The sequence below is a fragment of the Nocardioides sp. genome (assembly GCF_036274455.1).
Classification (GTDB): Bacteria; Actinomycetota; Actinomycetes; order Propionibacteriales; family Nocardioidaceae; genus Nocardioides.
Window position 1 is genome coordinate 24,425 of the sequence record NZ_DASUFR010000087.1, and the last position, 25,614, is coordinate 50,038.

The 25,614-nt window shown below is 73.4% G+C and carries 25 protein-coding genes; 16 read left to right on the forward strand and 9 right to left on the reverse strand.

What is annotated here, in order from left to right:
• Window position 1: 1 nt before the first annotated feature.
• Entirely contained in the window at window positions 2–358 is a 357-nt protein-coding gene (locus VFV89_RS08700; protein ID WP_329705532.1) for a hypothetical protein, read from the forward strand.
• Window positions 355–1,089 (forward strand): DUF3817 domain-containing protein, encoded by a 735-nt coding sequence (locus VFV89_RS08705; protein ID WP_329705533.1) that lies wholly within the window; start codon window positions 355–357, stop codon window positions 1,087–1,089. Before VFV89_RS08700 ends, VFV89_RS08705 begins: the two co-directional genes overlap by 4 nt.
• Before the next feature lie 10 nt (window positions 1,090–1,099).
• Here the strand turns inward: VFV89_RS08705 and VFV89_RS08710 are convergent, their stop codons facing one another.
• Entirely contained in the window at window positions 1,100–1,918 is an 819-nt protein-coding gene (locus VFV89_RS08710) for a DUF427 domain-containing protein (RefSeq protein WP_329705534.1), read from the reverse strand.
• A gap of 10 nt (window positions 1,919–1,928) precedes the next feature.
• Between VFV89_RS08710 and VFV89_RS08715 the strand changes: the two genes are divergently transcribed.
• Complete coding sequence (locus VFV89_RS08715) at window positions 1,929–2,741, forward strand: putative protein N(5)-glutamine methyltransferase (RefSeq protein ID WP_329705535.1); 813 nt, start codon at window positions 1,929–1,931, stop codon at window positions 2,739–2,741.
• Between the two features lie 105 nt (window positions 2,742–2,846).
• Here the strand turns inward: VFV89_RS08715 and VFV89_RS08720 are convergent, their stop codons facing one another.
• From VFV89_RS08720 to VFV89_RS08730, 3 genes are read right to left on the reverse strand one after another with little or no spacing between them, the layout of a single operon-like run.
• Entirely contained in the window at window positions 2,847–3,401 is a 555-nt protein-coding gene (locus VFV89_RS08720) for a TOPRIM nucleotidyl transferase/hydrolase domain-containing protein (RefSeq protein WP_329705536.1), read from the reverse strand.
• Window positions 3,402–3,405: 4 nt separating this feature from the next.
• Window positions 3,406–4,311 carry an alpha/beta fold hydrolase gene (locus VFV89_RS08725; RefSeq protein ID WP_329705537.1) on the reverse strand — a complete coding sequence of 302 codons (906 nt, stop codon included), beginning with the start codon at window positions 4,309–4,311 and terminating at the stop codon, window positions 3,406–3,408.
• Between the two features lie 59 nt (window positions 4,312–4,370).
• Complete coding sequence (locus tag VFV89_RS08730; RefSeq protein ID WP_329705538.1) at window positions 4,371–5,519, reverse strand: acyl-CoA dehydrogenase family protein; 1,149 nt, start codon at window positions 5,517–5,519, stop codon at window positions 4,371–4,373.
• A gap of 108 nt (window positions 5,520–5,627) precedes the next feature.
• Here VFV89_RS08730 and VFV89_RS08735 point away from each other — a divergent pair, with 108 nt between their 5' ends.
• The 9 genes from VFV89_RS08735 to VFV89_RS08775 are packed head-to-tail and all read left to right on the forward strand — an operon-like array spanning window position 5,628 to window position 13,603.
• The gene (locus VFV89_RS08735; RefSeq protein WP_329705539.1) at window positions 5,628–6,317 is read left to right on the forward strand and encodes a helix-turn-helix domain-containing protein; all 690 of its coding nucleotides are present in this window, start codon (window positions 5,628–5,630) and stop codon (window positions 6,315–6,317) included.
• Window positions 6,318–6,372: 55 nt separating this feature from the next.
• Complete coding sequence (locus VFV89_RS08740) at window positions 6,373–7,242, forward strand: carbohydrate kinase family protein (RefSeq protein ID WP_329705540.1); 870 nt, start codon at window positions 6,373–6,375, stop codon at window positions 7,240–7,242.
• Window positions 7,239–8,159: a pseudouridine-5'-phosphate glycosidase gene (locus VFV89_RS08745; protein WP_329705541.1), complete on the forward strand. Its 921-nt coding sequence runs from the start codon at window positions 7,239–7,241 to the stop codon at window positions 8,157–8,159. Before VFV89_RS08740 ends, VFV89_RS08745 begins: the two co-directional genes overlap by 4 nt.
• A 45-nt stretch (window positions 8,160–8,204) precedes the next feature.
• On the forward strand, window positions 8,205–9,404 hold the full coding sequence (locus VFV89_RS08750) for a hypothetical protein (RefSeq protein ID WP_329705542.1): 1,200 nt from the start codon (window positions 8,205–8,207) through the stop codon (window positions 9,402–9,404).
• Complete coding sequence (locus tag VFV89_RS08755) at window positions 9,401–9,742, forward strand: hypothetical protein (protein ID WP_329705543.1); 342 nt, start codon at window positions 9,401–9,403, stop codon at window positions 9,740–9,742. Before VFV89_RS08750 ends, VFV89_RS08755 begins: the two co-directional genes overlap by 4 nt.
• Window positions 9,739–10,164, forward strand: a complete 426-nt coding sequence (locus VFV89_RS08760; RefSeq protein WP_329705544.1) for a hypothetical protein — start codon at window positions 9,739–9,741, stop codon at window positions 10,162–10,164. Before VFV89_RS08755 ends, VFV89_RS08760 begins: the two co-directional genes overlap by 4 nt.
• On the forward strand, window positions 10,161–10,346 hold the full coding sequence (locus tag VFV89_RS08765) for a hypothetical protein (protein WP_329705545.1): 186 nt from the start codon (window positions 10,161–10,163) through the stop codon (window positions 10,344–10,346). The genes VFV89_RS08760 and VFV89_RS08765 overlap by 4 nt, the downstream gene beginning before the upstream one ends.
• Before the next feature lie 17 nt (window positions 10,347–10,363).
• On the forward strand, window positions 10,364–11,422 hold the full coding sequence (locus tag VFV89_RS08770) for a threonine aldolase family protein (RefSeq protein ID WP_329705546.1): 1,059 nt from the start codon (window positions 10,364–10,366) through the stop codon (window positions 11,420–11,422).
• Between the two features lie 42 nt (window positions 11,423–11,464).
• Window positions 11,465–13,603, forward strand: a complete 2,139-nt coding sequence (locus VFV89_RS08775; RefSeq protein ID WP_329705547.1) for a thiamine pyrophosphate-dependent enzyme — start codon at window positions 11,465–11,467, stop codon at window positions 13,601–13,603.
• An 18-nt stretch (window positions 13,604–13,621) separates the two neighbouring features.
• Here the strand turns inward: VFV89_RS08775 and VFV89_RS08780 are convergent, their stop codons facing one another.
• From VFV89_RS08780 to VFV89_RS08795, 4 genes are read right to left on the reverse strand one after another with little or no spacing between them, the layout of a single operon-like run.
• Complete coding sequence (locus VFV89_RS08780; RefSeq protein WP_329705548.1) at window positions 13,622–15,142, reverse strand: aldehyde dehydrogenase family protein; 1,521 nt, start codon at window positions 15,140–15,142, stop codon at window positions 13,622–13,624.
• 23 nt (window positions 15,143–15,165) lie between these two features.
• Window positions 15,166–16,275, reverse strand: coding sequence for an FAD-binding oxidoreductase (locus tag VFV89_RS08785; protein WP_329705549.1), 1,110 nt, complete (start codon window positions 16,273–16,275; stop codon window positions 15,166–15,168).
• The gene (locus tag VFV89_RS08790; protein ID WP_329705550.1) at window positions 16,272–17,627 is read right to left on the reverse strand and encodes an FAD-dependent oxidoreductase; all 1,356 of its coding nucleotides are present in this window, start codon (window positions 17,625–17,627) and stop codon (window positions 16,272–16,274) included. The genes VFV89_RS08785 and VFV89_RS08790 overlap by 4 nt, the downstream gene beginning before the upstream one ends.
• A gap of 4 nt (window positions 17,628–17,631) precedes the next feature.
• Complete coding sequence (locus VFV89_RS08795; RefSeq protein WP_329705551.1) at window positions 17,632–18,621, reverse strand: AraC family transcriptional regulator; 990 nt, start codon at window positions 18,619–18,621, stop codon at window positions 17,632–17,634.
• Between the two features lie 177 nt (window positions 18,622–18,798).
• Here VFV89_RS08795 and VFV89_RS08800 point away from each other — a divergent pair, with 177 nt between their 5' ends.
• Window positions 18,799–20,199, forward strand: a complete 1,401-nt coding sequence (locus tag VFV89_RS08800) for an FAD-binding oxidoreductase (RefSeq protein ID WP_329705552.1) — start codon at window positions 18,799–18,801, stop codon at window positions 20,197–20,199.
• Window positions 20,199–21,320, forward strand: coding sequence for an FAD-dependent monooxygenase (locus tag VFV89_RS08805; RefSeq protein WP_329705553.1), 1,122 nt, complete (start codon window positions 20,199–20,201; stop codon window positions 21,318–21,320). Before VFV89_RS08800 ends, VFV89_RS08805 begins: the two co-directional genes overlap by 1 nt.
• A 10-nt stretch (window positions 21,321–21,330) precedes the next feature.
• Here the strand turns inward: VFV89_RS08805 and lhgO are convergent, their stop codons facing one another.
• Complete coding sequence (gene lhgO, locus VFV89_RS08810; RefSeq protein ID WP_329705554.1) at window positions 21,331–22,536, reverse strand: L-2-hydroxyglutarate oxidase; 1,206 nt, start codon at window positions 22,534–22,536, stop codon at window positions 21,331–21,333.
• Window positions 22,537–22,628: 92 nt separating this feature from the next.
• Here lhgO and VFV89_RS08815 point away from each other — a divergent pair, with 92 nt between their 5' ends.
• On the forward strand, window positions 22,629–24,881 hold the full coding sequence (locus VFV89_RS08815) for a sensor histidine kinase (protein WP_329705555.1): 2,253 nt from the start codon (window positions 22,629–22,631) through the stop codon (window positions 24,879–24,881).
• Window positions 24,878–25,525 (forward strand): response regulator transcription factor, encoded by a 648-nt coding sequence (locus tag VFV89_RS08820; protein ID WP_329705556.1) that lies wholly within the window; start codon window positions 24,878–24,880, stop codon window positions 25,523–25,525. The genes VFV89_RS08815 and VFV89_RS08820 overlap by 4 nt, the downstream gene beginning before the upstream one ends.
• Window positions 25,526–25,614: the final 89 nt, after the last annotated feature.

Consider the following 25,614-nt stretch of genomic DNA (forward strand, 5'->3'; position numbering starts at 1 on the left):
GGTGTCAGTGCTCGACCAGATCAGCTGGATCGTGACCGGGTACGCCGTCCTGGTCGCGGTGCTCGCCGGCTGGTCGGCCTATCGCTGGCGGCGCCGGCCGCCGTGGCTGGACTCGATGGCGTGGATGCTCGAGGCGCTGCTGGTCCTCCGGGCGGTGGTCGGGCTGGGGTCGCTGCTGCAGGGACACCGGCCGGAGCAGGAGAGCACGCACCTGATCTACCTGATCGCGTCGGTCTGCGTGATGCCGCTCGCGCTGCGCTCGGTGCAGGGCGACGACGGCGCCTGGTCGCTGGGTGTGGTCGGGGTGGCAGCGGTCGTGGTGGCGGTGATCAGCGTGCGGATGGTGATGACGCTGTGACCGAGCCTGTGACCGGGAAGGCGACCATGACCCGGCCCGCGCCGCCGGCCGCGTCGCGGTCGGGCGCGCACCAGGTGCTCCTGCTGGTCTACGCGGTCTTCACGCTGTCGGCGGGCGCCCGGGCGGTCGTGCAGCTCGCGACAAAGGCCGACCAGGCCCCGATCGCCTACTCGCTCTCGCTCGTCGCCGCCGTCACCTACGCCCTGGGCTGGGTGGCCATCCGGCGCGCGTCCGAGGGGCACACGGCGTTCGCCTCCCGGATGCTCTGGATCGAGCTCGCGGGCGTGCTCAGCGTCGGGACCCTCAGCCTGCTGGTGCGGGACTGGTTCCCGGACGCCTCGGTCTGGTCCGACTACGGGATCGACTACGGCTTCGTGCCCGTGGTGCTGCCGGTGGCCGGGCTGCTGTGGCTGCGCGCCCAGGACCCCGAGCGCAAGGCCGGCGCCGCGACGGCGTTCCGCGTGGTCGCCTTCGCCGAGGCGCTGAGCTGGCTGGGGCTGCTCACCGGCATGTTCTTCAAGTACGTCGTCGACGCCGGCGAGCTGGGCGTACAGATCTTCGGGCCGGTGCACGGCATCGTCTTCCTCACCTACCTCGTCGTCACGCTGATCACCTGGCGCACCCAGCGCTGGTCGTTCCCGGTCGGCGTGCTCGCGCTCGCCGCCTCGGTGCCGCCGTTCTGCACCGTCGCGTTCGAGGAGTGGGCACGGCGCACCGGCCGGCTGGACTGAACGGCTCGGATCAGTCCGGCTCGGCCCAGGGCGTCCACATCCGAGGGACCGGCGTCCCGTCGATGGAGAGGTCGAGCCGCTCGGTGAAGAAGCAGACCAGCCCGCGGACCTGCTCGGCGTCGTGCAGCGGCTCCTCGTAGCTCCACGCGATCCGGTGGAGGACGGGGTCGTCGCCCGGCACCGACCAGTAGGTCGCCCGTCCCTTGTAGGCGCAGAAGGTGGGTCGCGAGTCGTCGATCACGAGCGGCACCGCCACGTCCTCGCGCGGGAGGTAGTGGCGGACCCACCCGAAGGTGCCCTCGAAGAGCCACATCGCGCGGCTGCTCTCGGCCAGGAGCCCGCCGTCCCGCTCGATCCGGACCGTCCGGCTGCTGCGGCAGACGTCGATGCGGTGGCAGGGGTCGCGGGGGTGGCTGACCAGCGGCTCGTCCTCGTCGAGCCAGTCGAACGCGCCGAAGTCGAGCACGATCAGCCCCGCCACCTCGGGGTCGGTCAGCCGGAACGCCGCACCTTCTGCCAGGGTGCCGTCGCCGAGTCGCACCGACAGGGCTTCGCCGGGCGCGGTGTGCACCGTGAACGGCACCCTCGGGTCGAGCACCGGCCGGTCCGAGCCGCCCGGCTCGCCGTCATGGGGCACGAGCTCGGCGCGCACGTCCGACTCCGGGACGGCGTACGACGCAACGACCCGGCGTGGCTCGCAGACCAGCCGGGCACTGGTCGAGTCCGCCACGGTCTCGCCGCCGTGGAGGGCGCGGACCCGCTTGACCACCGCCCGGACGCGGAGCTCCCCGTGGCCGGCGCGGTCCTGGGCGTCGAGGTCGAGGGTCATGATTCGGAGTATGGACCTCGCGGCCGCCGAGCTCGACCGCCTCGTGCGCCGGCTGCGAGCCGCGGGCTGCGTCTTCGCCGAGGACGAGGCCGCGCTGCTGGCCGAGGCGGCCACCACGCCGGACCAGCTCGAGGGACTCGTCGTACGCCGGGAGGCCGGCGAGCCGCTCGAGCAGCTCGTGGGGTGGGCGGAGTTCTGCGGGCTGCGGCTGGCGGTGGCGCCGGGCGTGTTCGTCCCCAGACAGCGCACGGCCCTCCTGGCGCGGGAAGCCTCGGCGCTGGTGGCGCCGGGTGACGTCGTGCTGGACCTGGGCTGCGGGACCGGGGCGATCGCGGCCGCGGTGCTCGCGCGGGTCCCGGGCGCCGAGCTCTACGCCGTCGACGTCGACCCGGCAGCGGTGGCCTGCGCCCGGCGCAACCTGCCCCCGGACCGCGTGCTCGAGGGCGACCTCTACGAGCCGCTGCCGCCGGGGCTGCGCGGACGGGTGGCGGTGATCGCGGCCAACGCGCCGTACGTCCCCACCGACGCCGTGGCCCTGATGCCGCGGGAGGCCCGCGACCACGAGCACCGGGTCGCTCTCGACGGCGGCGCGGACGGACTCGTGGTGCAACGCCGCGTGATCGCGGCCGCGCCGGCCTGGCTGCGACCCGGCGGCCACGCCCTGGTGGAGACCGGACGCACCCAGCTCGACGCGACGACCGCGGCCTTCCGGGACGCCGGGATGGAGGTCTCGGTGAGCTCCGACGACGAGTCCGGTGGGCTCGTGGTGCGGGGGTCGAAGTACCCCAACAGTGGTATGGCTGCCGGTTCGGCGTCGTCCTAGACTCGACCGACCGAGAGTCACTCTCGGCCGGCGACGGCTCCCATCCCCATGTACGCCGCAGCCCCGGTGGGGGGTGGCTGCGTTCGGGGGCCGTCGCCCTCGGGGTCACCCGAGTGCGTCGGCGAGCACCCGTGCCAGGGGTGCCGGCACCTCGTCGTCGCGGAGGGCCTCGACCAGCAGCCGTGCATAGCGGAGCTTGCGCCCCGACCCGGACCCGAGGAACCGGTGCAGCTGGTCCCCGGTGGGCCGGTCGCGCTGGGCAGGCTGCTGCTGGAGCCCCCGGAACGGTCCGAGGTCGCCCTCCGCCTCGACCACGGCCAGCACCCGCGCCACGCCGAGCGCCCGGATCAGCTCGTCCTCGAGGTCCTTCTCGCAGCCGTGGAACCCGAGCCCGGCCAGGTCCGTCCCCGGCCGGAGGCCGCCCCGCTCCAGCGCGTCCCGGACGTACCGCTCCTCCCCGGCGTCGTACAGCCCGGCCAGGCTGAGCCCCCGCCCGGCCGGTCCCAGCTCGGCGACGTAGCGCGCCACATTGGTGATCCCGCCCATCGCCACCACCTCGACCCCGTCGAGCGGTGCCGCGCGACGGGCCGCCAGCGCGAGGACCGCGGCGCGGTCGCTCTCACCCTCGACGAGCACCGCGACCCGGCCCGCACCCGACACGGGGCTACGCCTCGGGGGCGGACTCGGTGGCGGACTCGGTGACGAACTCGGCGACCAGCCGGTTCACGACGTCCGGCCGCTCGAGGTGCAGGAAGTGGCCCGCGCCGGCCACCATCTCGAGCCGGGCCGTGCCGGGCAGGTTCCGGGCCGCGTGCTCGGCGTACCCCGGCTGCATGGCGCCGTCGTCGGCCCCGTGGAGGACCAGCAGCGGCACCGTCGGGACCGCGCCGAGCGTCCTGGCCCAGGCCCGGTAGGACGGCGGCACCCGCCACGGTGCGCGGATCGCGCGGTAGTAGCCGACCGCCGCGGCGACGTGGTCGCGGGTGGGCCAGGCCGCGCGGACCATCGCGACGTCCTCGGCGGCGTCGTAGCCGGGCGACCAGTCCCGCCACAGCCTCGGCAGCCAGCGGTCGACGGTGCGCTCCGGCAGCAGCGGGAGCTGGTTGAAGACCGTGTACCAGCTCATCCGCAGCTGGCGCGGCGCCAGCCGCAGGCTCGCGCCCCGGACCGCTCCCAGCGGCGGGACGGCGAGCGCCACGACCCGGCGGTACGGCGAGTCCGGGTGCGCGCCGAGCGCGTTCGCGGTGATCGCGCCCCAGTCGTGCCCGACGAGCACGGTCCGAGCGTCCCCACCGAGCTCGGAGTGCAGCCCCACGGCGTCGGCCATCAGCGCACCGACGTGGTAGCCGTCGCGAGCCAGGCCGCTGGGCGCGTAGCCACGCAGGTACGGCGCGACCACCCGGTGGCCCCGCTCGGCGAGGTGGGGACCGAGGTGCCGCCAGGTCCGGGCGGTGTCCGGGAACCCGTGCAGCGCCACCACCAGCGGCCCGTCGGCCGGGCCCCAGGCCAGGCACGACAGCCGGACCGCGGGCAGCCCGACCTCGAGGACCTCGGGCTCGGTGGACGGCACCTGCTCAGGGTAGGGACGACCTCCTCAGCCCCCGGCGGCCCGGGTCGGTGATCGGCGGGTCACTCCTCGGCGGCGAGCACCTGCTGGGCCGCGAGGAGGAGCGTCTCCTCGGGCGTGGTCGGGTGGAACTTCGCCGCCCGGATGTCGCGGTAGCACCGCTCGACCACCGAGCCGCGGAAGAACGACGCGCCACCGGTCACCTCCATCGCGATGTCGCAGACCTCGATGCCGGCGAGAGCGATCTCGCGCTTGGCCAGCATCACCGAGGTGAGCGTGTCGATGGAGGGTGCCGGGTCGTCGCCGACCAGGTCCAGGGCTCCGTCGAGCGCCCACCGCGCCACCTGCAGCCGGTGCTTCATCAGCCCCACCTGCCGCCGGACGGTCGGGTTGCCCGAGCGGTGCCGCACCGACTCGACGGCCGCGGTGAACGCCGCCTCGGCCACGCCGAGGTAGGCCCCGGAGATGATCGGGAAGGCGATGCTGCCGATCACCTGGAGGGGCGGGTCGATGACGCCGTACGGCCGATTGGCCAGGACCCGCTCGTCGGGGACGAACACGTCCTCGAAGACGATGTCGTTGCTCGCGGTGCCGCGCATGCCGAGGGTGTCCCAGTTGTCGAGCACCTTGACGCCCTCCGACGCGAACGGCACGGCGAGGTTGAGGACGCGTCGCCCCTGCTCGGGGTCGTCGTAGGCGAACATCGTCGACATCACGGTGCCGACGCTCGACTGGCTGGCGAACCGCTTGCGGGCACTGACCCGGAAGCCGCCCTCGACGCGCACGGCCTCACCCTGCGGGTGGGTCCAGTCGCCCCCACCGGTGGAGACCAGGAGGATCCCCTCCTCGGCCACCCGGCGCAGGGTCGCCTCGGCACCCGGCATCCCGCGCCGGTGGCGCCACGCGGTGAAGCAGACGACGTGCTGGTGCATCGAGCTCGCCAGTGCGGTCGAGCCGCAGTGGTGGGCCAGCCGGCGCTGGAGCTCGGCGAGCTGCCGGGGACCGGCACCGAGGCCGCCGAGCTCGACCGGCACGGCCGCGGCGAGCAGGCCGGCGTCGTGCAGGGCGTCGAGCGACTCGGACACGAACGTGCCCTCGACGTCGTGCGGGCCCGCATGTCGGGCGAGCACCGGTGCCACTTGGGCGACGCGCTCGTCGAGGGAGACGCTGGGGTCGAGGGGACGGGTCTGGGGCTGCTGGAGAGTTGTCATGCCCGGAAGCGTGCAGGGCGCAACGAACCGTGCCCAGTGCAGCTTCTGGACCTCGGTGGTACAGATTCTGGACTACCGGACCGGCGCACCGGATGCCACGATGACGTGGTGCCGGACTACGGACGGTTCTGCCCCGTCGCACTCACCACCGAGGTGTTGGCGGACCGCTGGACGCCGATGATCGTGCGCGAGCTGGTGCTCGGGAACACCCGGTTCAACGACATCGCCCGCGGGCTGCCCGGCATCTCCCGCACCCTGCTGACCCAGCGGCTGCGCCACCTCGAGAGGCGCGGCTGCGTCGAACGCTGGCCGTCCTTGGCCGGCAAGGGCTACGAGTACCGGCTGACACCGGCCGGGCGCGACCTCGAGCGGGTCATCGACGCCTTCGGCCGCTGGGCCATCGAGTGGCTCTTCGAGGACCTCTACCCGCAGGAGGTCGACCCGCAGACGCTGATGTGGTGGATGCACCGCCGCACCGACCCGCACCGGTTCCCGGACCCGCGGGTGGTGCTCGAGTTCGCGTTCACTGCGCCCGACCCGATGTCGATCTGGATAGTGCTCGAGCACGGCGAGGCCTCGGTCTGCATGCAGCACCCCGGCTTCGAGGTCGACATCCACCTGCGGGCCACGACGGCGGAGTTCAGCTACCTGTTCAACGGCAGGACGACCTGGCGCGACGCGGTCCGGGACGGTCGGATCGAGGTCGCCGGCCCGCCCCGCCTGGTCCGGGAGATCCCCACGTGGTTCCTCTGGAGCCCGTGGCACGACGTGGTGCAGGAGCGGATGGCGCGGGCCTGACCGACACGGCCTGGGCCACAGAGCCTTCCCGACAGCGGGTCACTAACCTCGGTGCGTGACCCCGGAGGTAGTCGTGGTCGGCGGCGCCAACGTCGACATGAAGGCCAGGGTCGCCGCACCGCTGGTCGCGGGGACGAGCAACCCCGGCTCGGTCGTCCGCACCCCCGGCGGAGTGGGCCGCAACGTCGCCGAGAACCTCGCCCGCCTCGGCCGCGTGGTCGCGCTGGTCTCGACCGTCGGCAACGACCCCGACGGCGACTGGCTGCTGGAGTGGACCGCGACGGCCGGCGTCGACGTCGCCCCGGTGCTGCGCGGCGGGCAGACCGGGCGGTACGTCGCGGTCCTGGACGTGCACGGCGACCTCTCGGTCGGCGTCTCGGACATGGCCTCCACGGAAGCCCTGGGCCCTGAGGTGCTCGACCACGACCTGATCCGGTCCGCCACCCTCGTCGTCGTCGACGGCAACATCCCCGCCACCACCGTCGACGCGGTGCTCGCGCTGAGCGCCTCGGCCGGCGTCCGCGTCGTCATCGACCCGGTGAGCGTGGCCAAGTCCCGGCGGATCGCACCGCTGCTGCGCACCGAGCGCCCGGTCTTCGCGATCACGCCCAACGAGGACGAGCTGGCCGCGCTGGGCTCGGTCGCCGGGCTGCACCGCCGCGGCGTCGAGGTGGTGTGGGTGCGCCGGGGTGCGGCCGGCTCCACGCTGAGCACGGCCGCGGACCTCGTCGAGCTCGAGGCGCCGCACGTCGACCCGGTCGACGTGACCGGCGCCGGCGACGCGATGCTCGCGGCGTTCTGCCACCGGGTACTCGCCGGCGACGACCTCGAGACGGCCGCACGCGCCGGCCACGAGGCCGCGGCGCTGACCGTGGCGAGCCCGCACACCGTCCGGCCCGACCTGCACGCGATGATGACGCCGTGATCGAGTGGACCGACGAGGTCGCGGAGGCGGTGGACGCGGGACGGCCGGTGGTCGCCCTGGAGAGCACGATCATCAGCCATGGGATGCCCTACCCGCAGAACGTCGCGATGGCGACCGAGGTCGAGGGCATCATCCGCGAGCACGGTGCGGTGCCGGCGACGATCGCGGTGCTGGGCGGCGTACCCAAGGCCGGGCTCTCGGCCGACGACCTCGAGCTGCTCGCCAGCGACCCCACCGTGGTGAAGGCGAGCGTGCGCGACCTGCCCACGATCATCGCGCGGGGCGGCCACGGGGCCACGACGGTCGCGGCCACCATGCACCTGGCGAACCTGGCCGGGATCCGCGTGTTCGTCACCGGTGGCCTCGGTGGGGTGCACCGCGGCGCGGAGACCTCGTTCGACATCAGCGCCGACCTCACCGAGCTGTCCCGGACGCCGGTCTGCGTCGTGTGCGCCGGGGTCAAGAGCATCCTCGACATCGGCCTGACGTTGGAGAGCCTGGAGACGCTCGGGGTGCCGGTACTGGTCGACGGCAGCGACGTGTTCCCGTCGTTCTACTCGCGCGGCAGCGGCTTCCCGGCCCCGCTGCGCGTCGACGGCCCGGACGAGGTCGCGCGGGCGATGCGCGCCGCCTGGTGGCTGGGGCTCACCAGCGGCCTGGTGGTCGCCCACCCGATCCCCGAGGCCGACGAGATCCCGGCCGCCGAGATGGACCCGGTGATCGCGCAGGCGCTGGCCGACCTCGACGCCCGCGGCATCTCCGGCCGGGACGCGACGCCGTTCCTCCTCGGCCGCATCGTCGAGCTCACCGACGGCCGCAGCCTGACCGCCAACATCGCCCTGGTCCGCGAGAACGCCAGGGTGGGCGCGGAGATCGCGGTTCGCTACGCCGCCCTGCAGGGGCAGGAGCAGGAGTAGCCACCGGACGTTTGGACCCCGGCCGATCGGGCGAGGCTGGAGGTCATGGGCGACCAGATGGTGATCAGGTACGACACGTTGTCCCTCTCCCAGCAGGTGCTCGAGCGCCAGGAGGGGCACGCGCACCACATCGCGTCCTACCTCCCCGCGCACGCGGACATCGGTGACTCGACCGGTCTGCTGCTGTCGATGTTCGACCCGCTGTCCAGGCTGGCCGTGCAGGTCGGCAGCGACGCGGCCTCGGTGCTCGCCGAGCTCGAGCAGGCCATGGCCGGCGCGGTGGGCGACACCCAGGTCGACGTAGCCGACCAGGACGGCCACGTCGGGGACGCCTTCACCAAGCTGCTGGGCCGGCTCGGCCCGGACGGCGCCGACGACAGCTACCCCGAGCTCACCCACGGCCCGACGCTGCCGGCCGCCGGCGAGAGCGCGCCGAGCGACTACGGCGACGTGGAGTCGTTCTTCTGGCAGAAGGGTGAGGCGACCGTGCAGGCGATCAGCGGTGGCGTGGGCGACGTCAAGGGGCTGATCGACGGGCTGACCCCGACCAGCCAGGTGACCGAGCTCGTCGACGCCTCGTCGTTCCTGGTCGCCCCGCAGGCGCCCGACAACCCGGTGTCCGACCTGCGCTGGAGCGCCGGCGCGCTTCTGGGCAGCATCGACTGGGTCGCGGAGAAGTTCGTCGGCTTCTCGATCCTCGACCGGTGCGTGTTCCACCCGTTCGCGGGCGACTGGCAGGGGATCTTCACGTGCTCCGAGGCCTGGCACCACGCGGGCGACGCCGCACAGGCGATCACCCGCAACCACGCCGGACTGGTGGCGTCGACGCCGCAGACCTGGCAGGGGCTGTCGGGTGACTCCTTCCGCGCGGCGATGACCACGATCGCGGCCGCGACCTACGGCCTGAGCGCGGCGTACTCCTACGCGGGCGACCTGGTCAAGACGCTCTCCACGGTCACCAAGCTGGCCTGCGTCGGGATCGGCAGCCTGCTCAAGCTGATCGCAGACAAGCTGCTCAAGATGGCCGCCGAGGCGGCGACACCGCTGATCGGCTGGGCGATCGGCGCGTTCACCGCCTACAGCGACATCCAGGACATCATCACGTGGGTACGCCGGGTCAACACGCTCATCGAGACGATCTCGTCGGCGATCCAGGACTTCGCGGAGGCCAAGACCTCGGTCCTGGGCAAGTACCGCATCATCGAGGACCTCGCCCAGGGCGCGGCCGGTAGCGCCGCGGCATGAGCTCGCGCGAGGAGGAGCTGATCCGGCGGGTCGAAGCGGTCATCGCCGCGACCCGGCGGGACGCCGAGCGGGTGGCCCGCGACCACGCCGCCCTCGAGGCGCGGCGTGCGCCCGCGGCGCGCCGGGGCGACCTGGGCCGGGACTGGCAGGAGGTCCAGGCGCGGATCGACGCCGGCCGGACCACCGTGGCAGACGTGTTCGGCGGTGCGGACGAGTCGCCGGCCGCCGTCCGGCTGCGGGAGCGGTCGCGGGCGCGGCTCGAGGCGATGACGCTGCCCGACGAACTGCCCGACGACCTGGCCGCCGAGGTCGAGGCGCTGCGCGCGGAGCTCCCGTGACCAGCGTGCCGATCGAGGTCCCGGACTGGCTCGGGGCGAAGTCGTTCACGCCGCGGATGACCGCGTCCGTCGGGCTGCCGGTGAGCGACGCGCTCTCGCTCGTGGCCGATGCGCTCGTCGCGCGCGGCTACAAGGTCAAGGACCGGACCGGCTCCGGCTTCCGGGCCTCGTGGGTCGACAAGTGGGTGCTCCTCGGGATCGCCGCGGCCACCGACATCGACGTCAAGCGGACCCGGCTGGCGGTGTCCGCGGTCCCGTCCGACGGCGGCTCGACGCTCACGATCGCCGTGGAGAAGGGCGGCGAGCACCGGGCCGGCCGGCGCCGGGGCCGGGAGGCGCTGACCGAGGCGTTCCAAGACGCCCAGCGCCGCGGGGTCCCGGTCTCGACCACGTCCTGGGCCTCAGGCACCATGGGGACATGAGCTCGTCCCCCTTCGACGATGCCGACGAGGCCGACGTCGCCGACCAGCAGCGTCCCGCCATCGACACCGACGACGACGAGCCGCCGCCGCTCCCGACCAAGCTCCCCGACGAGGCCGACGAGGCCGACGTCCTCGAGCAGGTCACCGTCGTCGGCGAGGACGACGACGACTTCGACCGCTGAGAGAGCAGAGTTGGCGCGTGATCGAGCTGCGCAGCGACAACGCGGCCGGCGTCGCACCGGAGATCCTGGCCGCCGTTGAGGCGGCCAACACCGGTTCGGCCCTGGCCTACGGCGGAGACGACCTGACCGCACACCTCCAAGAGGTCGTCCGCACCGTCTTCGAGCACCCGACCGCCCGGGTCTTCCCGGTGACCAGCGGGACGGCTGCGAACTCCCTCGCCCTGTCGGCGGCCACGCCCCCGTGGGGCGCGGTCCTGTGCCACCCGACGGCGCACATCATCGGCTCGGAGGGTGGGGCCACGTCCTTGTTCGGGGGCGGGGTCGTGATGCGAGGCGTCGACGGTGCGCACGCGCTGGTCGAGCCGGCCCGGCTGCGGGCCACGCTCGAGCAGGTCAGGTGGGGCGACCCGCACGAGAGCCAGCCGAGCGTGCTCTCGCTCACCCTGCCCAGCGACTACGGGACGGTCTACCTCCCCGAGCAGGTCGGTGAGCTCGTCTCGATCGCGCGGGAGTTCGGCCTGCGGGCCCACCTCGACGGTGCGCGGATCGCGAACGCCGTGGCCGCCCTGGGCTGCGCGCCGGCCGACGTCACCTGGCGGGCCGGGGTCGACGTGCTGTCGCTGGGCGCCACCAAGAACGGCGCGCTGAGCGCCGAGGCGATCGTGGCCTTCGACGACCGGATCGCCGACGAGCTCGTCTACCGCACCAAGCGGGCAGGCCACGTCACCAGCAAGATGCGGTTCCAGTCGGCCCAGCTCACGGCGTACCTGACCGACGGCCTGTGGCTGCGCCTGGCCGGCCACGCCAACGAGCGGATGGCCGAGCTGGTCGCCGAGCTGCAGTCACTCTCGCCGTACGGCGTGCGGCTCGAGGAGCGCGTGGACGTCAACATGGCCTTCGTCGAGCTGCCGGCGCCGGCGATCGATGTGGCGGCCGAGGCCGGCCTGCAGTTCTACCGGATGGGGCCGTCGACCGTGCGGCTCGTCACCAGCTGGCAGACCACGGTCGAGGACGTCAAGGAGGCGTGCGCCCGGCTCCGGGAGGCCGTGCTGGGCGCGGACGGCAGCACCGGCTGAAGCGGGTCCCCACGGCGCGTCCGGCTGTGCCACGCTCGGAGCGTGGAGGCGATCGACGAGCACTTCGTGCAAGCGGTCGAGGCGATGGCGGTCGAGGTGATGGCGGCGCCCGAGCGAGCCGCCGCCGGGCCACCGCGCGCGCAGCTCGAGGCACTGTTCACCGCGCAGGCCGAGAGCCGGCACCTCGACTTCGCGGCGCGCTACCTGCAACAGCAGGGCGCCGGCTTCTACACGATCGGGTCGGCCGGCCACGAGTCCAACGCGGCCCTCGGGCTGCTCTCGCGGACCACTGACCCGGCGCTGCTCCACTACCGCTCGGGCGGCTTCTTCGCGGCTCGGGCCAACCTCGACGGGACCGTCGACCCGGTCCGGGAGACGCTCCGCAGCCTGACCGCCTCGGCGTCGGACCCGATCTCGGGCGGCCGGCACAAGGTCTTCGGCCACCACAAGCTGCACGTCGTCCCGCAGACCTCGACCATCGCCTCGCACCTGCCGCGCGCGGTCGGGCTGGGGTTCGCACTCGGGCTGGCCCGGCAGCTGGACCGGGAGACTCCGTGGCCGGACGACGCGGTGGTGCTGTGCAGCTTCGGGGACGCGTCGGTCAACCACTCGACGGCGACGGGGGCGCTCAACGCGGCGGCGTACCTCACCCACGTGCACCGCAGCTGTCCGGTGCTCTTCGTCTGCGAGGACAACGGCATCGGCATCAGCACCCGCACGCCGCGGGGCTGGGTGGCGGCGGCCCTCCGGAGCCGGGGGCTGCCCTACCACCACGCCCACGGCCACGACCCCGCAGAGCTCCTGTCCACGGCCGAGGAGGCGCTGGCCCTGGTCCGCGGCAGCCGCGGCCCGGCCGTGCTGCACCTCCGCACCGTCCGGTTCATGGGCCACGCCGGCTCCGATGTCGAGATCGCCTACCGCTCCGCGGCGGCGATCTCGGCCGACCACGCCCGCGACCCGCTCCTGGCCACCGCGCGCGCCCTCGTCGAGGGCGACCACTGGACCCCAGCGCAGGTGCTGGAGCGCTACGAGGAGCTGCGCCGGACGGTCCGCAGGGTCGCGAGCGAGGTGAGCGCCGAGCGCCGCCTCGAGACCCGCGAGGAGGTCATGGCTCCGCTGGCCCTGCGCAGGAGGCCACCGCGGCGTCCTCCGCCACCCGCCACCGAGCCCGGAGCACCGGTGACGCTGGCCCAGGCGATCAACGCGACGCTGGCCGACGAGCTCGAGACCGACGACGCGGTGCTCGTCTTCGGCGAGGACGTGGCGGCCAAGGGCGGTGTCTACGGCGTGACCCGCGGGCTGCCTGGTCGGTTCGGAGCGGCCCGGGTCTTCGACACGCTGCTCGACGAGCAGACCGTCCTGGGCACCGCGCTCGGTGCCGCGCTGGCCGGCTTCCTGCCCGTGCCGGAGATCCAGTACCTCGCCTACCTCCACAACGCCGAGGACCAGCTGCGCGGCGAGGCGGCATCGCTCGGCTTCTTCTCGGCCGGGCAGTACGCCAACGGCATGGTGGTGCGGGTCCCCGGGCTGGCCTACCAGAAGGGCTTCGGCGGTCACTTCCACAACGACAACTCACTGACCGTGCTCCGTGACGTCCCCGGCCTCGTGGTGGCGGTCGCCAGCCACCCGCAGACCGCTCCAGCCCTGCTGCGCTGCTGCCTCGACCTGGCTCGCGACGAGGGCCGCGTCTGCGTGTTCGTCGAGCCGATCGCGCGCTACCACACGCGGGACGTCTTCGAGGGCGACGGCGGCTGGCTGGCGCCGTACGACGCCTCCTCCCGCACCTCGCTCGGCGACGTGGTGGTGAGCGGCAACGGGCACGACCTGCTGATCGTGACCTTCGGCAACGGGGTGTACATGAGCCTGCGGGTCGCGACGGCGCTGCGCGCCGAGGGGTTCGCGTGCACCGTGCTGGACCTCGCGTGGGTGGCACCGCTGCCCGTCGAGGGGTTGCTGCAGGCGGCGCACGGTGCCGCGGCGGTGCTGGTGGTCGACGAGACCCGGGCCAGCGGCGGTGTCTCCGAGGGGATCGTGGCCGCCCTGGCCGACGCCGGCTTCCCCGCCCCGGTCGCCCGGCTCACCAGCGCCGACTCCTTCGTCCCGCTCGGCCCTGCCGCGGACACGGTGCTCCTCGGAGAGGGCGAGATCCTCGACGCGGCCCACCAGCTCCTGCGCCGGTGAGCCGGTGCACCCCGTGGCTCAGACGGTGAAGTCGACCCCCTGCGCGAGCGGCAGCTCACCGGAGAAGTTCACGGTGTTGGTGGCCCGCCGCATGTAGGCGCGCCACGCGTCGGAGCCCGACTCGCGGCCGCCACCGGTCTCCTTCTCGCCGCCGAAGGCGCCGCCGATCTCCGCGCCCGAGGTGCCGATGTTGACGTTGACGATCCCGCAGTCCGAGCCCTCGGGTGACAAGAACAGCTCGGCCTCGGCCTGGTCCTCGGTGAACACGCTCGACGACAGCCCGTGCGGGACGGCGTTGTTGAGGGCGATGGCCTCCTCGAAGTCGTCGTAGGGCAGCACGTAGAGCAGCGGCGCGAAGGTCTCCTGCTGCACCACCGGCGACTGCGCCTCGATGCGCACGATGGCCGGCTGCACGTAGTAGGCACTCGGTGCCTGGTCCTCCAGCACGCGAGCGCCGCCGGCGACGACCTTGCCGCCCTCCTCGCTCGCGCGGCCGATGGCCGCCTGCATGCCGTCGTAGGCCCTGCCGTGGATCAACGGCCCGACCAGGGTGCCGTCGGCCATCGGGTTGCCGATCGGGAGCCGCTCGTAGGCCGAGGCGAGTCGGTCGGTGAGCTCGTCGACCACCGACCGGTGCGCGATCACCCGGCGCATCGTGGTGCAGCGCTGGCCCGCGGTGCCCGCGGCCGCGAACACGATGCCGCGCACGCTGAGGTCGAGGTCGGCACTGCCGCTCACCACGGCGGCGTTGTTGCCACCCAGCTCGAGCAGGGTGCGGCCGAAACGCTCCGAGACCCGCGGCCCCACGGCCCGTCCCATCCGGGTCGAGCCGGTGGCGCTGAGCAGCGCCACGCCGGGGTGCTCGACCAGCGCCCGGCCCGCGTCGGCACCGCCGAGGAGCACCTGGGAGACGGCGGCCGGCGCCCCGACGTCCGCGATCGCCTGCTGGAGGGTGGCGGCGCAGGCCAGAGAGGTGAGCGGGGTGAGCTCGGACGGCTTCCAGACCACCGGGTCGCCACAGACCAGGGCGACGGCGGTGTTCCAGGACCAGACCGCGGCCGGGAAGTTGAACGCGCTGATCACGCCGACCACGCCGAGCGGGTGCCAGGTCTCCATCAGGCGGTGGCCGGGACGTTCGGAGGGCATGGTCCGGCCGTAGAGCTGGCGGGACAGCCCGACGGCGAAGTCGCAGATGTCGACCATCTCCTGGATCTCGCCACGCGCCTCGGAGGTGATCTTCCCGACCTCGAGGCTGACCAGCGTCGCGAGGTCGTCCTTGTGCTCGGCGAGGAGCTCGCCCCACCGCTTCACCAGCGCACCCCGGGCGGGCGCGGGGACCTTGCGCCACTCGCGGAACGCGTCGCCGGCCCGCTGCACCGCGTCGTCGACGGCCGCCGCGTCGGCGTGGGGCAGTGCGCTCAGCGGCTCTCCGTTGACCGGCGAGGTCTGCTCGTGGTCGCCGCTCGGCGGCTCGGCCCCGACCCGCGCGAGCGCGGCTCCGGCGAGGGTGGTGAGTTCGTCGCGCGTGGGGATCGGCACGCCCCAGTCCTACACGATCTGTCCTACACGATGTTGAGCTCGGGGCGCGCCCCGCGGCCCTCGAAGCGGCCTACGTCGAGCGCACTGACGTCCACGACCGGCCGGCGCCCGAGGTAGAGGTCCCGCACGACCTCGCCGACCGCGGGGCCCATCAGGAAGCCGTGGCCGGAGAAGCCGGTGGCGTAGAGGAACCGCTCCATCCCCACGGCCTCGCCGATCAGCGCGTTGTGGTCGGGGGTGTTCTCGTAGAGGCCGGACCAGCCGGAGGCGACGCCGACCCCGCGGAGCGAGGGGGTACGCCGCTCGACCGCGGCGGGGATGAGGTCCGGGTCCGACATCCCCATCAGCAGTCCGGCACCTTCGGCGTGGAAGTAGAAGCTGGTCGTGAAGTCGATCGTGAACGGCGTCCGCGGGTCCAGGCCCGGGATCGGCTCGGTGACGAGGATGTCGCGGCGCTCCGGGGTCACCGGCAGGTCGACGTCCACCATGGCGCCGACCGCCCGCGACCACGGGCCGGCTGCGCAGACCACGGCGCCCGTCTCGATCCGACCCGCGGACGTCAGCACGCCGGTGATCGTGTCGCCGTCGTGCTCGATGCCGACGACCTCGGTGTGCCTCAGGACCGTGGCGCCGTGGCGGCGCGCCGCGGTGGCGTACCCCAGCACCACCGACTCGGGAGTGCAGTGCCCGTCGGTCGGCGAGTACGCCGCCGCGAGCAGCCCGTCGGTCTCGACCAGCGGCGAGAGCGTCTTCGCCTCGGCGACGTCGACCATCCGGCTCGGGACGCCGAGCCCGTTCTGCAGCGCGACGTCCCGCTCGAACCTCGCCACGTCGCCCGGGTCATCGAGCAGGAAGAGGTACCCGACCTGGTGCAGGTCGATCTCCTGCCCGAAGTCGTCGCGGAACGTCTCCAAGGTCCGCAGGCTGCGCAGACCGAGCTCCACGTTGACCGCGTCGGAGAACTGCGCCCGCACCCCGCCGGCCGCCTTGCTGGTCGATCCGGACCCGAGCTCGTCCCTCTCGACCAGCACCACGTCGCGGACGCCGGAGGCGGCGAGGTGGTAGGCGGTGCTCAGCCCGATCACGCCGCCGCCGACTACGACGACGGCCGCTCGCCCGGGGAGGTCACTCACGAGTCGAACCCGAGCCCGAGCCGGTCGAGGCCGCGCAGCCAGAGGTTCCGCTTGCCGGTCCGGTCGTGGCGGGACAGCGACCTCGTGGTGATCGCGATCCCGGCCCAGGCGAACGGCTCGGGCGGGAACGGCACCGGCTTCTCCCGCACCATCCTCAGCCGGGTGCGCTCGGTCTCCCGCCCGTCCAGCAGGTCGAGCATCACCTCGGCGGCGAACCGGGAGGCCCCGACACCGAGGCCGGTGAAGCCCGCGGCGTAGGCCGCGCGGCCGGCGTACGCCGTCCCGTAGAAGGCGCAGAAGCGGGTGCAGGTGTCGATCACCCCGGACCAGCGGTGGGTGAAGCGGATGCCGTCCAGCTGCGGGAAGGTCTCGGCGAAGTTGCGGGCCAGCGTCCGGAACGTCTCCGCGCGGTCGTCGTGGGCCGGCGCGATCGACCGGCCGAAGTGGTAGATCGCGTCGTAGCCGCCCCAGAGGATCCGCCGGTCCGGGGTCAGCCGGTAGTAGTGGAACCGGTTGCCGGAGTCGGCCACGCCGATGCCCGGGTCCCAGCCGAGCTCCGCGACCTGGCCCTCGGCCAGGGGCTCGGTGGCCAGCACGTAGTCGTAGACCGGCACCACCCGCCAGCGGTTCCGGCGCAGCGGCCCGGGGAAGACGTTGGTGGCGAGCACCACCTGCCGGGCACGCACTGCTCCGCCCGTGGTCGTCGCCCCGAGTCCGCTCGCTGCCTTGGTGAGCGACTGCAGCCGGGTCCCCTCGGCGATGCGTACGCCGAGCCGCTCCGCCGCGGCGGCCAGCCCCCAGGCCAGCCGCACGGGGTCGACCATCGCCGCCTCGTCGGCGTCGAGCCGGCCGGCGAGGTAGGTCGGGGAGTCCACCAGCCGGCGGACCGCCGCGGCGTCGAGGAAGCCGGGCCGGTCCGGCTCCAGCCACTCGACCTCGTGCGGGCGGGTGGCCACGGTCAGCTGTCCGCCGCGCGCCCAGCCGCAGTCGATGCCGTACTTCCCCAGCGACTGCTCGATCTCCTCGAGGTTGCGCAGCCCGAGCCGCTCGAGCTCGGCGTACTCCTCCGGCCACCTGGCCCGCCCGTTGGCCTCGCCGTGGGTCAGGCTCGCCTCACAGAAGCCGCCGTTGCGGCCCGTGGCGTGCTCCGCGATCCGGTCGGCCTCGACCAGCAGGACGCGACGGCCGGGCTCCCGCTCCACCGCGCGCAGCGCGGTCCACAGCCCGGTGAAGCCGCCGCCCACGACGAGCAGGTCGGTCTCCTCCGCGCCGGTCAGGGCCGGCCGGGGCTCGGGCCGCGCGGGGTTGTCGAGCCAGAGCGGCCGCAGCACCGAGCCGGCCAAGGGGTCCATGGGCTCATCCCACCGGCTTGGGGTCGGCGCGGTCCAGCCGCCGCCACGTGCCGGGAGACCGGCCGACCTGTCGCTTGAAGGCCCGGTTGAACGCGGACTCGGACTGGTAACCGACTCTCAGCGCCACCTGCGAGACGCTCATGGTCCCGCCCTGGAGAAGGCCGGCGGCGACCTGGAGTCGCCACCTGGCCAGGTAGGTCATCGGCGGCAGGCCCACGTAGGCCGAGAACCGATCGGCGAAGGAGGAACGGGACATTCCCACCTCGTGGGCCAGCCGCTCGAGGGTCCACGGCTCGGCGAACCGGCCGTGCACGAGCCGCAGAGCCGCTCCGATCTCTGGATCGCGCAGCCCCGCCACCCAGCTGCGTGCGTCCGGCGGGAGCCCGTCGAGATGTGCCCGGAGCGCCTCCACGAACATGAGCTCGGACAGCTTGGCGAGCATCGCCTCCTGTCCGGCATCACGCACGTCACTGGCTGCGATGGCCGCGTCGAGGAGGCCGGTCATCCAGCCCCAGCTCCGGGCGGACACCGGGGCGTGCACCATCCGGGGCAACGACTCCAGCAGCGGGTTGAACGGACGCTTGTCGCAGGCGAGGTAGCCGCAGACGATCCGGCACCCGTCGGCCTCGCTGTCGCCGTTGATGTCGATGACGAACGGCAGGGTCTCGTCGACCGGACGGTAGTAGCGCGGCAGGTCCGGTTGCCCACGCATCCCGGGCGCCGAGGCGAGTATGTTGCCCTCCCCGCCGGGGAAGATGACGATCTCGCCCGCCTGCATCAGCACCGGCGGTTCGGGGTCGTCGACGGCCTCGACCCAGCAGGAGCCTGCCGTCAGCACGTGGAAGGCGATGAGGTGCTCGGCGTCCGCGGCGACCTTGGCCGCGATCACGTCGGTCGGAGGGCTCTGGGCCACGAAGGGCGACCGGGCCTCGATGTCGTAGAACACCGCACCGGTGAGGCGCACGGCGAGCAGCACGTCGGACAGCACGTCCACGGCCTGCACCTCCGGACTCCGGGGCAACGCGGCCGGACGTAAGGCCAAGATCTGGCGTCCTCGCGGACGAACGGGCAAGACGACCGGTCAACTGGGCGTTCCGCACCGCGCCGCGCGCTCCCTAGCGTCGAACCCGAATCCTCGCACAGGGCGTGGGACCCGTAGAAGGAGAAGGACATGACCGCCATTGACACCGAGCCGGGAACCGAGGTCGAGGCGCTGCGCGGACTGGTGCGCGGCCGGGTCCTCGACCGGACCGACGAGGACTACGACAACGCGAGGTCGGTCTACAACGGCGCCGTCGACCGCCACCCGTGGGCTGTCGTACGCGTCGCCGACGTCGCCGACGTGATCGCGTGCGTCGACTTCGGGCGTGACCACGCGATTCCGCTCGCGGTGCGGGGCGGCGGGCACCACGGCGCCGGGTTCGGTGTCTGGGACGACGCCCTGGTCATCGACTTCGCCGAGCTGCGGTCGACCAACGTCGATCCGCTGCGAGGGACGGTCCGGGTGGATGCCGGCTGCACGTGGGGCGACGTCGACCACGCGACCGGTGCGTTCGGGATGGCAACGCCGTCCGGCTTCGTGTCCACGACCGGAGTCGCGGGGCTGACCCTCGGCGGTGGCACCGGCTATCTCACCCGGCACTTCGGGCTGACCGTCGACAACCTGCTCTCGGTCGACCTGGTCCTGTCCGACGGGACCTTCGTGACCGCCAGCGGAGGCAGCCACTCGGACCTGTTCTGGGCGCTGCGCGGCGGGGGCGGGAACTTCGGGGTCGCCACGTCCTTCACCTTCCGGTGCCATCCCGTCGGTGACGGCGGCACCATCATCGGCGGGCCCGTTCTCTACGACGTCGCGGACACCGAGGAGGTGTTCAGGTGGTACCGGGACCTGGTCCCGGAGCTGCCGGACGAGCTCAACGGGTGGATCGGCGTGCTGGAGATCCCGTCGGCGGCGCCCTTCCCGGAGGAGCTCTGGGCTCGGAAGGCCTGCGCGATCGTCTGGTGCTACTCGGGCCCGCACGAGGGTGCTGACAAGGTGCTGGCCCCCGTGCGCGAGTTCGGCTCCCCGCTCCTGGTGGGCCTGCAGCCGATGCCCTACGCCACCCTCCAGTGCGCGTTCGACGGCCTGCTGCCGACCGGCCTGCAGTGGTACTGGAAGGCCGACATCTACGAGGAGATCACCGACGTCGCCATCGCCGTGCACCGGAAGTACGCCGAGAGCATCCCGACACCACTCTCGACGATGCACCTCTACCCGATCAGTGGCGCGGCGGCCCGAGTGCCCGAGGACGCCACGGCGTTCGCGTTCCGTCGCGGTGGCTGGAACGGGGTCATCGCCGGCATCGACGCGGACCCGGCGAACCTGGCGACGATCACCGACTGGGCCCGGCGCTACTGGGAGGAGCTGCACCCGTCCTCGGCGGGCGGCGCCTACGTCAACATGATGATGGACGAGGGGCAGGAGCAGGTGCGCGCGGCGTACGGCGCGAACTACCCACGGCTGGTGGAGCTCAAGCGGCGCTACGACCCGCACAACCTGTTCCGGATCAACCAGAACATCGACCCGCGCTGATGCACGTCGCGGGACTCCGAGTCCTCGTCGTCGGTGCCGGCGTGGCCGGGCTGGCGGCGGCGCGAACCCTGCACGGTGCCGGGGCGAGCGTGCGGGTCGTCGAGCGCTCTGACCACCCGACCGCGGAAGGCGCGGGACTCTACCTGCCCGGCAACGCCGTGCGTGCGCTGCGCGAGCTCGGCCTCGAGGCCGAGGTCACAGAGCGGGCGCACCGGATCGAGCGACAGAGGTTCTCCGACCACCGGGGACGGCGCCTGTTCGAGGTCGAGGTGGAGCAGGTCTGGAGCGGGGTCGGTGCCTGCCTGGCCCTTCCTCGCGCAGAGCTGCACGCCGCGCTGTTGGCCGGCGTTGGCGAGGTGCCGGTGACGTGGGGGACGCGCCCCGACGACGTGACCATCGACGGCCAGCGCGTCGCGGTCGGCCTCGATGACGGCTCGGCCGGCGACTACGACCTCGTCCTCGGTGCCGACGGGGTCCACTCGACCGTGCGGCGGCTGGCGTTCGACGCCGCCCCCGACCCGCGCCCTGTGGGTCAGCACGCGCGCCGCTTCGTGGTCGCCGCGGAGCCGGCCGGGCTCGACCGGACCTGGTCGGTCCTCCTCGGCCGAGGCGCATCGTTCCTGACCATCCCCATCGCCGGCGGGCGTCTGTACTGCTACTGCGACGGGCCGGCGGACTCGGCCGCGATCCCCTTGCGCGAGCTGCTGGCCGGGTACGCCGCGCCGGTGCCGGATCTGCTCGACCTCCTCGAGGAGTCCCCAGGCACCACGATCCAGGAAGGCATCATCGAGGAGGTCGACCTCCCCACGTGGTCGCGTGGCAGCGTGCTGCTCGTCGGCGACGCAGCGCACGCAACCTCACCCAACATGGCCGAGGGGGCGGCGATGGCGTTGGAGGACGCGATCGTGCTCACCGAGAGCCTGACCACCGCACCTGACGTCGCCTCGGGCATCACGCTGTTCCAGCAGCGGCGCGCTCCCAGGACCACCTGGGTGCGGAACCAGACGCACCGCCGGGACCGGGCGCGCTCGATGCCGCCCGTCGTTCGCAACCCGCTGCTGGCCGGGTTCGGGCGCCACATCTTCATGTCCAACTACAGGCCCTTGCGCGAGCCGGCCTGACGACGACGAGTCAGCCCGCCCGCTCGACCTCGTCCACGACGTACCCGGCGATCGCGAACGAGGAGGTCGCGGCCGGCGAGGGAGCGTTGCGGACGTTGGTCACCCCGTCGCTGTGGGTGATCCGGAAGTCGTCGACGAGCGAGCCGTCACGCTCCACCGCCTGGGCGCGGACGCCCGACCTGGCGCGCACCACGTCGGCCAGGCCGATGTCGGGCACGTAGCGCTGCGCGAACCTCATGTAGGCGCGCTTGGAGAGGGTTCCGCGGACCTCGATCACCCCGGTGCGCCAGTGCTGGCGGGCCATCCGCCAGAAGCCGGGCCAGCTGAGGATGTCGCGCACGTCCCGGGCCCTCATGGCCGAGCGCCGGTAGCCCTCGCGCTCCAGGGCGAGGACGGCGTTCGGGCCCACCTCCAGCTCCCCGCCGACCCGGCGCGTGTAGTGGACGCCGAGGAAGGGGTAGCGCGGGTCGGGGACGGGGTAGACCATGCCGCGCACGTAGTCGCGCTTGGCGGCGGTGACCGTCATGTACTCCCCGCGGAACGGCACGATCCGCGGGCCGGCCTTCCGGTCGCCGCCGGCCAGCCGGTCCGACTGGAGCCCGGCGCAGACCACCACCCGGTCGACGGTCTCCGGGCCGCGGGCCGTGGTCACCACGACCCGTCCGCCGGTGCGCTCGATCCCGGCGACCGCGGTCGACAGCCGGACCTCGCCGCCGGCGGCCTCGATCTCCTCGGCGATGGTCCTGGCGATGGCACCGAAGTCGGTGATGGCCGTCTCGGGCGAGTGCAGGGCGACCAGGCCGGTCGCGTGCGGCTCGATCTCCCGGATCTCGGAGGCGTCGACCCGGCGCAGCCCCGGCACGGCGTTCGCGGTGGCCGTCCTCTCGAGCGCGTCGAACCTGCCCAGCTCGGACTCGTCGACGGCGACGACGAGCTTGCCGCACTGCTCATAGGGCAGCTGGTGCTCGGCGCAGTAGTCCCGGACCATCACCCGGCCCCGGGCGCACAGCTGGGCCTTGAGGCTGCCTGGCTTGTAGTAGAGGCCGGCGTGCACGACTCCGGAGTTGTGGCCGGTCTGGTGGACCGCGACCCGGTCCTCCTTCTCGAAGACCACGACGCGGGTCCCCGGCCGCCGGCGCAGCAGCTCGCGCCCCACGGCCAGGCCGAGGATCCCGCCGCCGACGATGCCGACCGTCTCCTCGCCCCCGACGTTCATGGTACGAACCTAGCGACCCAGCCGGACCGTTCTGGACCGTCGGGGCCGCAACGGTGTACGTCAAGGCGTCTGGGCGTCACCATGAGCGCAGGATGAGCCGCACCGGCCGCTGGGCCCTCGTGACGGCGGCCTGGGTCGGGCCGCTGGTCTGGCTCGCACTCTGGGCGTCGCTCACCCCGTCGGACGGCACCGTCGTCACCCGGCCGGGCGCCGTCCTGGGCGAGGGTCGCTGGGAGGATTCGCTGCTCGTCCTGGAGACCCACGGCGGCACGCCGCTGCACACCGGTGACCGGATCCTGGCCATCGAGGACACGGAGATGCCGAGGCTGGTGAGCGAGGCCCGGCTGGCCGACGCGTCGGAGGGCGACGTGCTGCGCTACCTGGTCCTGCGCGAGGGCGCCGAGCTGGACGTGCGCCAGCAGGTGGAGGTGCCGATCACCCGCTACGCCGTCATCGACGCGCTGCTTGACGACCCCCACCTGCTCGTGGCGCCGCTCGCCCTGCTGGTGGCCGGCACCTTCCTCGTCGTACGCCGGGCGCAACCGGTGGCCGCGGGGGCGACCCTCCTCGGTGGTGCCGCGGCCGGGATCGCCCTGACCGCACAACCCCTCGGGGTGCAGGCCTACGAGGCCGCCGGCGGGGGGACGCTCTGGCCGCACCTGGTCGGCGAGGCCGCGGTGGGCGTCGGCCTCGGCGCGCTGCTCGTCGCGGCCTGGGCCTTCCCGCAGCCACCGGACCTGCTGGTGGGCGGCCGCGGTTGGCTGCTGCTCGCCGTTCCGTTCGCCGCCTGGGCGTGCTGGCTGGTGGCCTACGCCGCCAGGCAGCCGGAGCCCGTACGGTCGCAGGCCGCGCTGGACCTGACCCTGCCCGCGGTCGCAGTGGCGGCGACCCTCACGGTCCTGGCCATCGCGAGCGGCGGCCGGCGCGCCCGGTCGATCGACCAGCACGTCGCGCTCCGCCTGGTCATGTCCGCGCTGCTCACCGCGCTCGTCGTGATCCTGGTCCTCGACCTCGTGCCGCTGGCCCTCCGGGGCAGCCCCCTTGTCGAGCGCGAGGTCCTGCTCGTCGTGCTCGTCCCGGTCGTGCTCGCCTGCTGGGTCGCCGCCGTCGTCGGCTACCGGATCGCCGAGCTCGACGACACGCTGCGTCGATCGCTGCTGCAGCTGGTGCTGGTCTCGCTCGTCGGCGCGGTCTTCCTCGTCGCCGCCAACGCGGTCAACCTCGCCGCGGGGACCTCGGTCCGCTCGATGGTGACCGGCGGGATCGTCGCACTGGCCCTCCTGCCGGCCGTGCTGCTGCTGCGCCGGGCGGCCGCCCGGCTGCTCTACGGCGACCGGGCCTTCCCCTACCGCGTGGTCTCCGAGCTGCGCCACCTCGAGCCGGCGACGGGTGCCGAGCAGCTCCTCGACCAGGTGCTGAGCACCCTCATCCGCCGGCTCAACCTCGCCTACGCGCGGATCGAGTCTGCCGGTGGCATCGACGTGGCGCGGGGCGAGCGGCGGGGGATCTCCACGACGGTGGACCTCGACGTCGGCGGCACCCTGGTGGGACGCCTCGAGATGGAGGTGGATCCTCGGCGCGCGCCGTTCGGCCCGCGCGACCGGCGGCTGCTCGAGGACGTCGGGACGCAGGTCGGCGCGCTGGTGCAGGCCCTGGACACCGGCCGCGAGCTCCAGCGCAGCCGGGAGGAGCTGGTGGCCGCGCGGGAGGAGGAGCGCCGCCGGCTCCGCCGCGACCTGCACGACGGCCTCGGGCCGTCCCTCGCCACCACGCTGATGCGGCTCGAGGTGGCGCGCGAGCTCGTGGACCGCGATCCTGCGGCCGCGCGGGACCTCGTGGAGCGGCTGGTCGACCAGACGGAGGCGGACATCGTCGAGGTCCGCCGGCTCGTCGACGGCCTGCGGCCTCCGGCGCTCGACCAGCTCGGCCTGGTCTCCGCGCTGCGCCAGCGCGCCGACGAGCACAACCACGCCGCGGCCCTCGGCTCGGGTGCGCCCCGATGGTCGGTCGTGTCCGGCGAGGTCGGAGCGCTGCCCGCGGCGGTCGAGGTGGCGGCGTACCGGATCGCGGTCGAGGCCGTGAACAACGCGACCCGGCACAGCGGCGGGACCGAGGTCACCGTGCGGCTGCGGCGGCTTCCGGATGCGCTCGAGCTCACGGTCCGCGACGATGGTGCCGGACTCGGCGAGGTGACCGGGTCGGGCGTCGGGGTCGGCTCGATGCGGGAGCGGGCCGAGGAGGTGGGCGGGAGCTGCACCGTGGCATCGCCGCCGGGCGGTGGCACGGAGGTGATGGCCCGGCTGCCGACGAGCAACCAGGCCGGCGATCGAGAGGAGACCCGATGAGCGAGCGACACCGCATCCTCGTGGTCGACGACCACGACGACTTCCGGCACGGGCTGGAGGCACTGGTGAACGCCACCGACACCATGGAGCTGGTCGGCTCGGTCCGCGACGGTGCCGACGCGGTGCGCATGTCACTCGACCTGCAGCCAGACGTGGTGCTGATGGACGTGCACATGCCGGGGCTGAACGGCATCGAGGCCACCCAGCGGATCGTCGAGGCCTCGCCGCACATCGGCGTGGTCGTGGTGACCATGCTCGAGGACGACGAGTCGGTGTTCGCGGCGCTCCGGGCCGGCGCCCGCGGCTACCTGCTCAAGGGGGCCCGCCGGGCGGAGATCGTGCGCGCGGTCGAGGCCGTGGGCTCCGGCGAGGTCATCCTCGGGCCGAGGGTCGCCGAGCGGGTCGCGGCGTACTTCCGGCAGGCCGAGGCGGCACCCGCGCCGGAGGTGTTCCCCGAGCTCACCGATCGCGAGCGGGAGGTGCTCGGCCTGATCGCCTCCGGGATGGAGAACGCCGAGATCGCGCGAGAGCTCGGTGTCTCGACCAAGACCGTCCGCAACCACGCCAGCAACATCTTCATGAAGCTCCACGTCGCGCACCGGGCGCAGGCGATCGTGCTGGCCCGCGAGGCCGGCCTGGGCTGAGGAAGGCAGGGCTGACGCGGGTCAGGGCTCGCAGCTGCCCTCGATCACGCCGTCCTCGGCGTCGGCCGCGACCCGGGCGGCGTACTCCT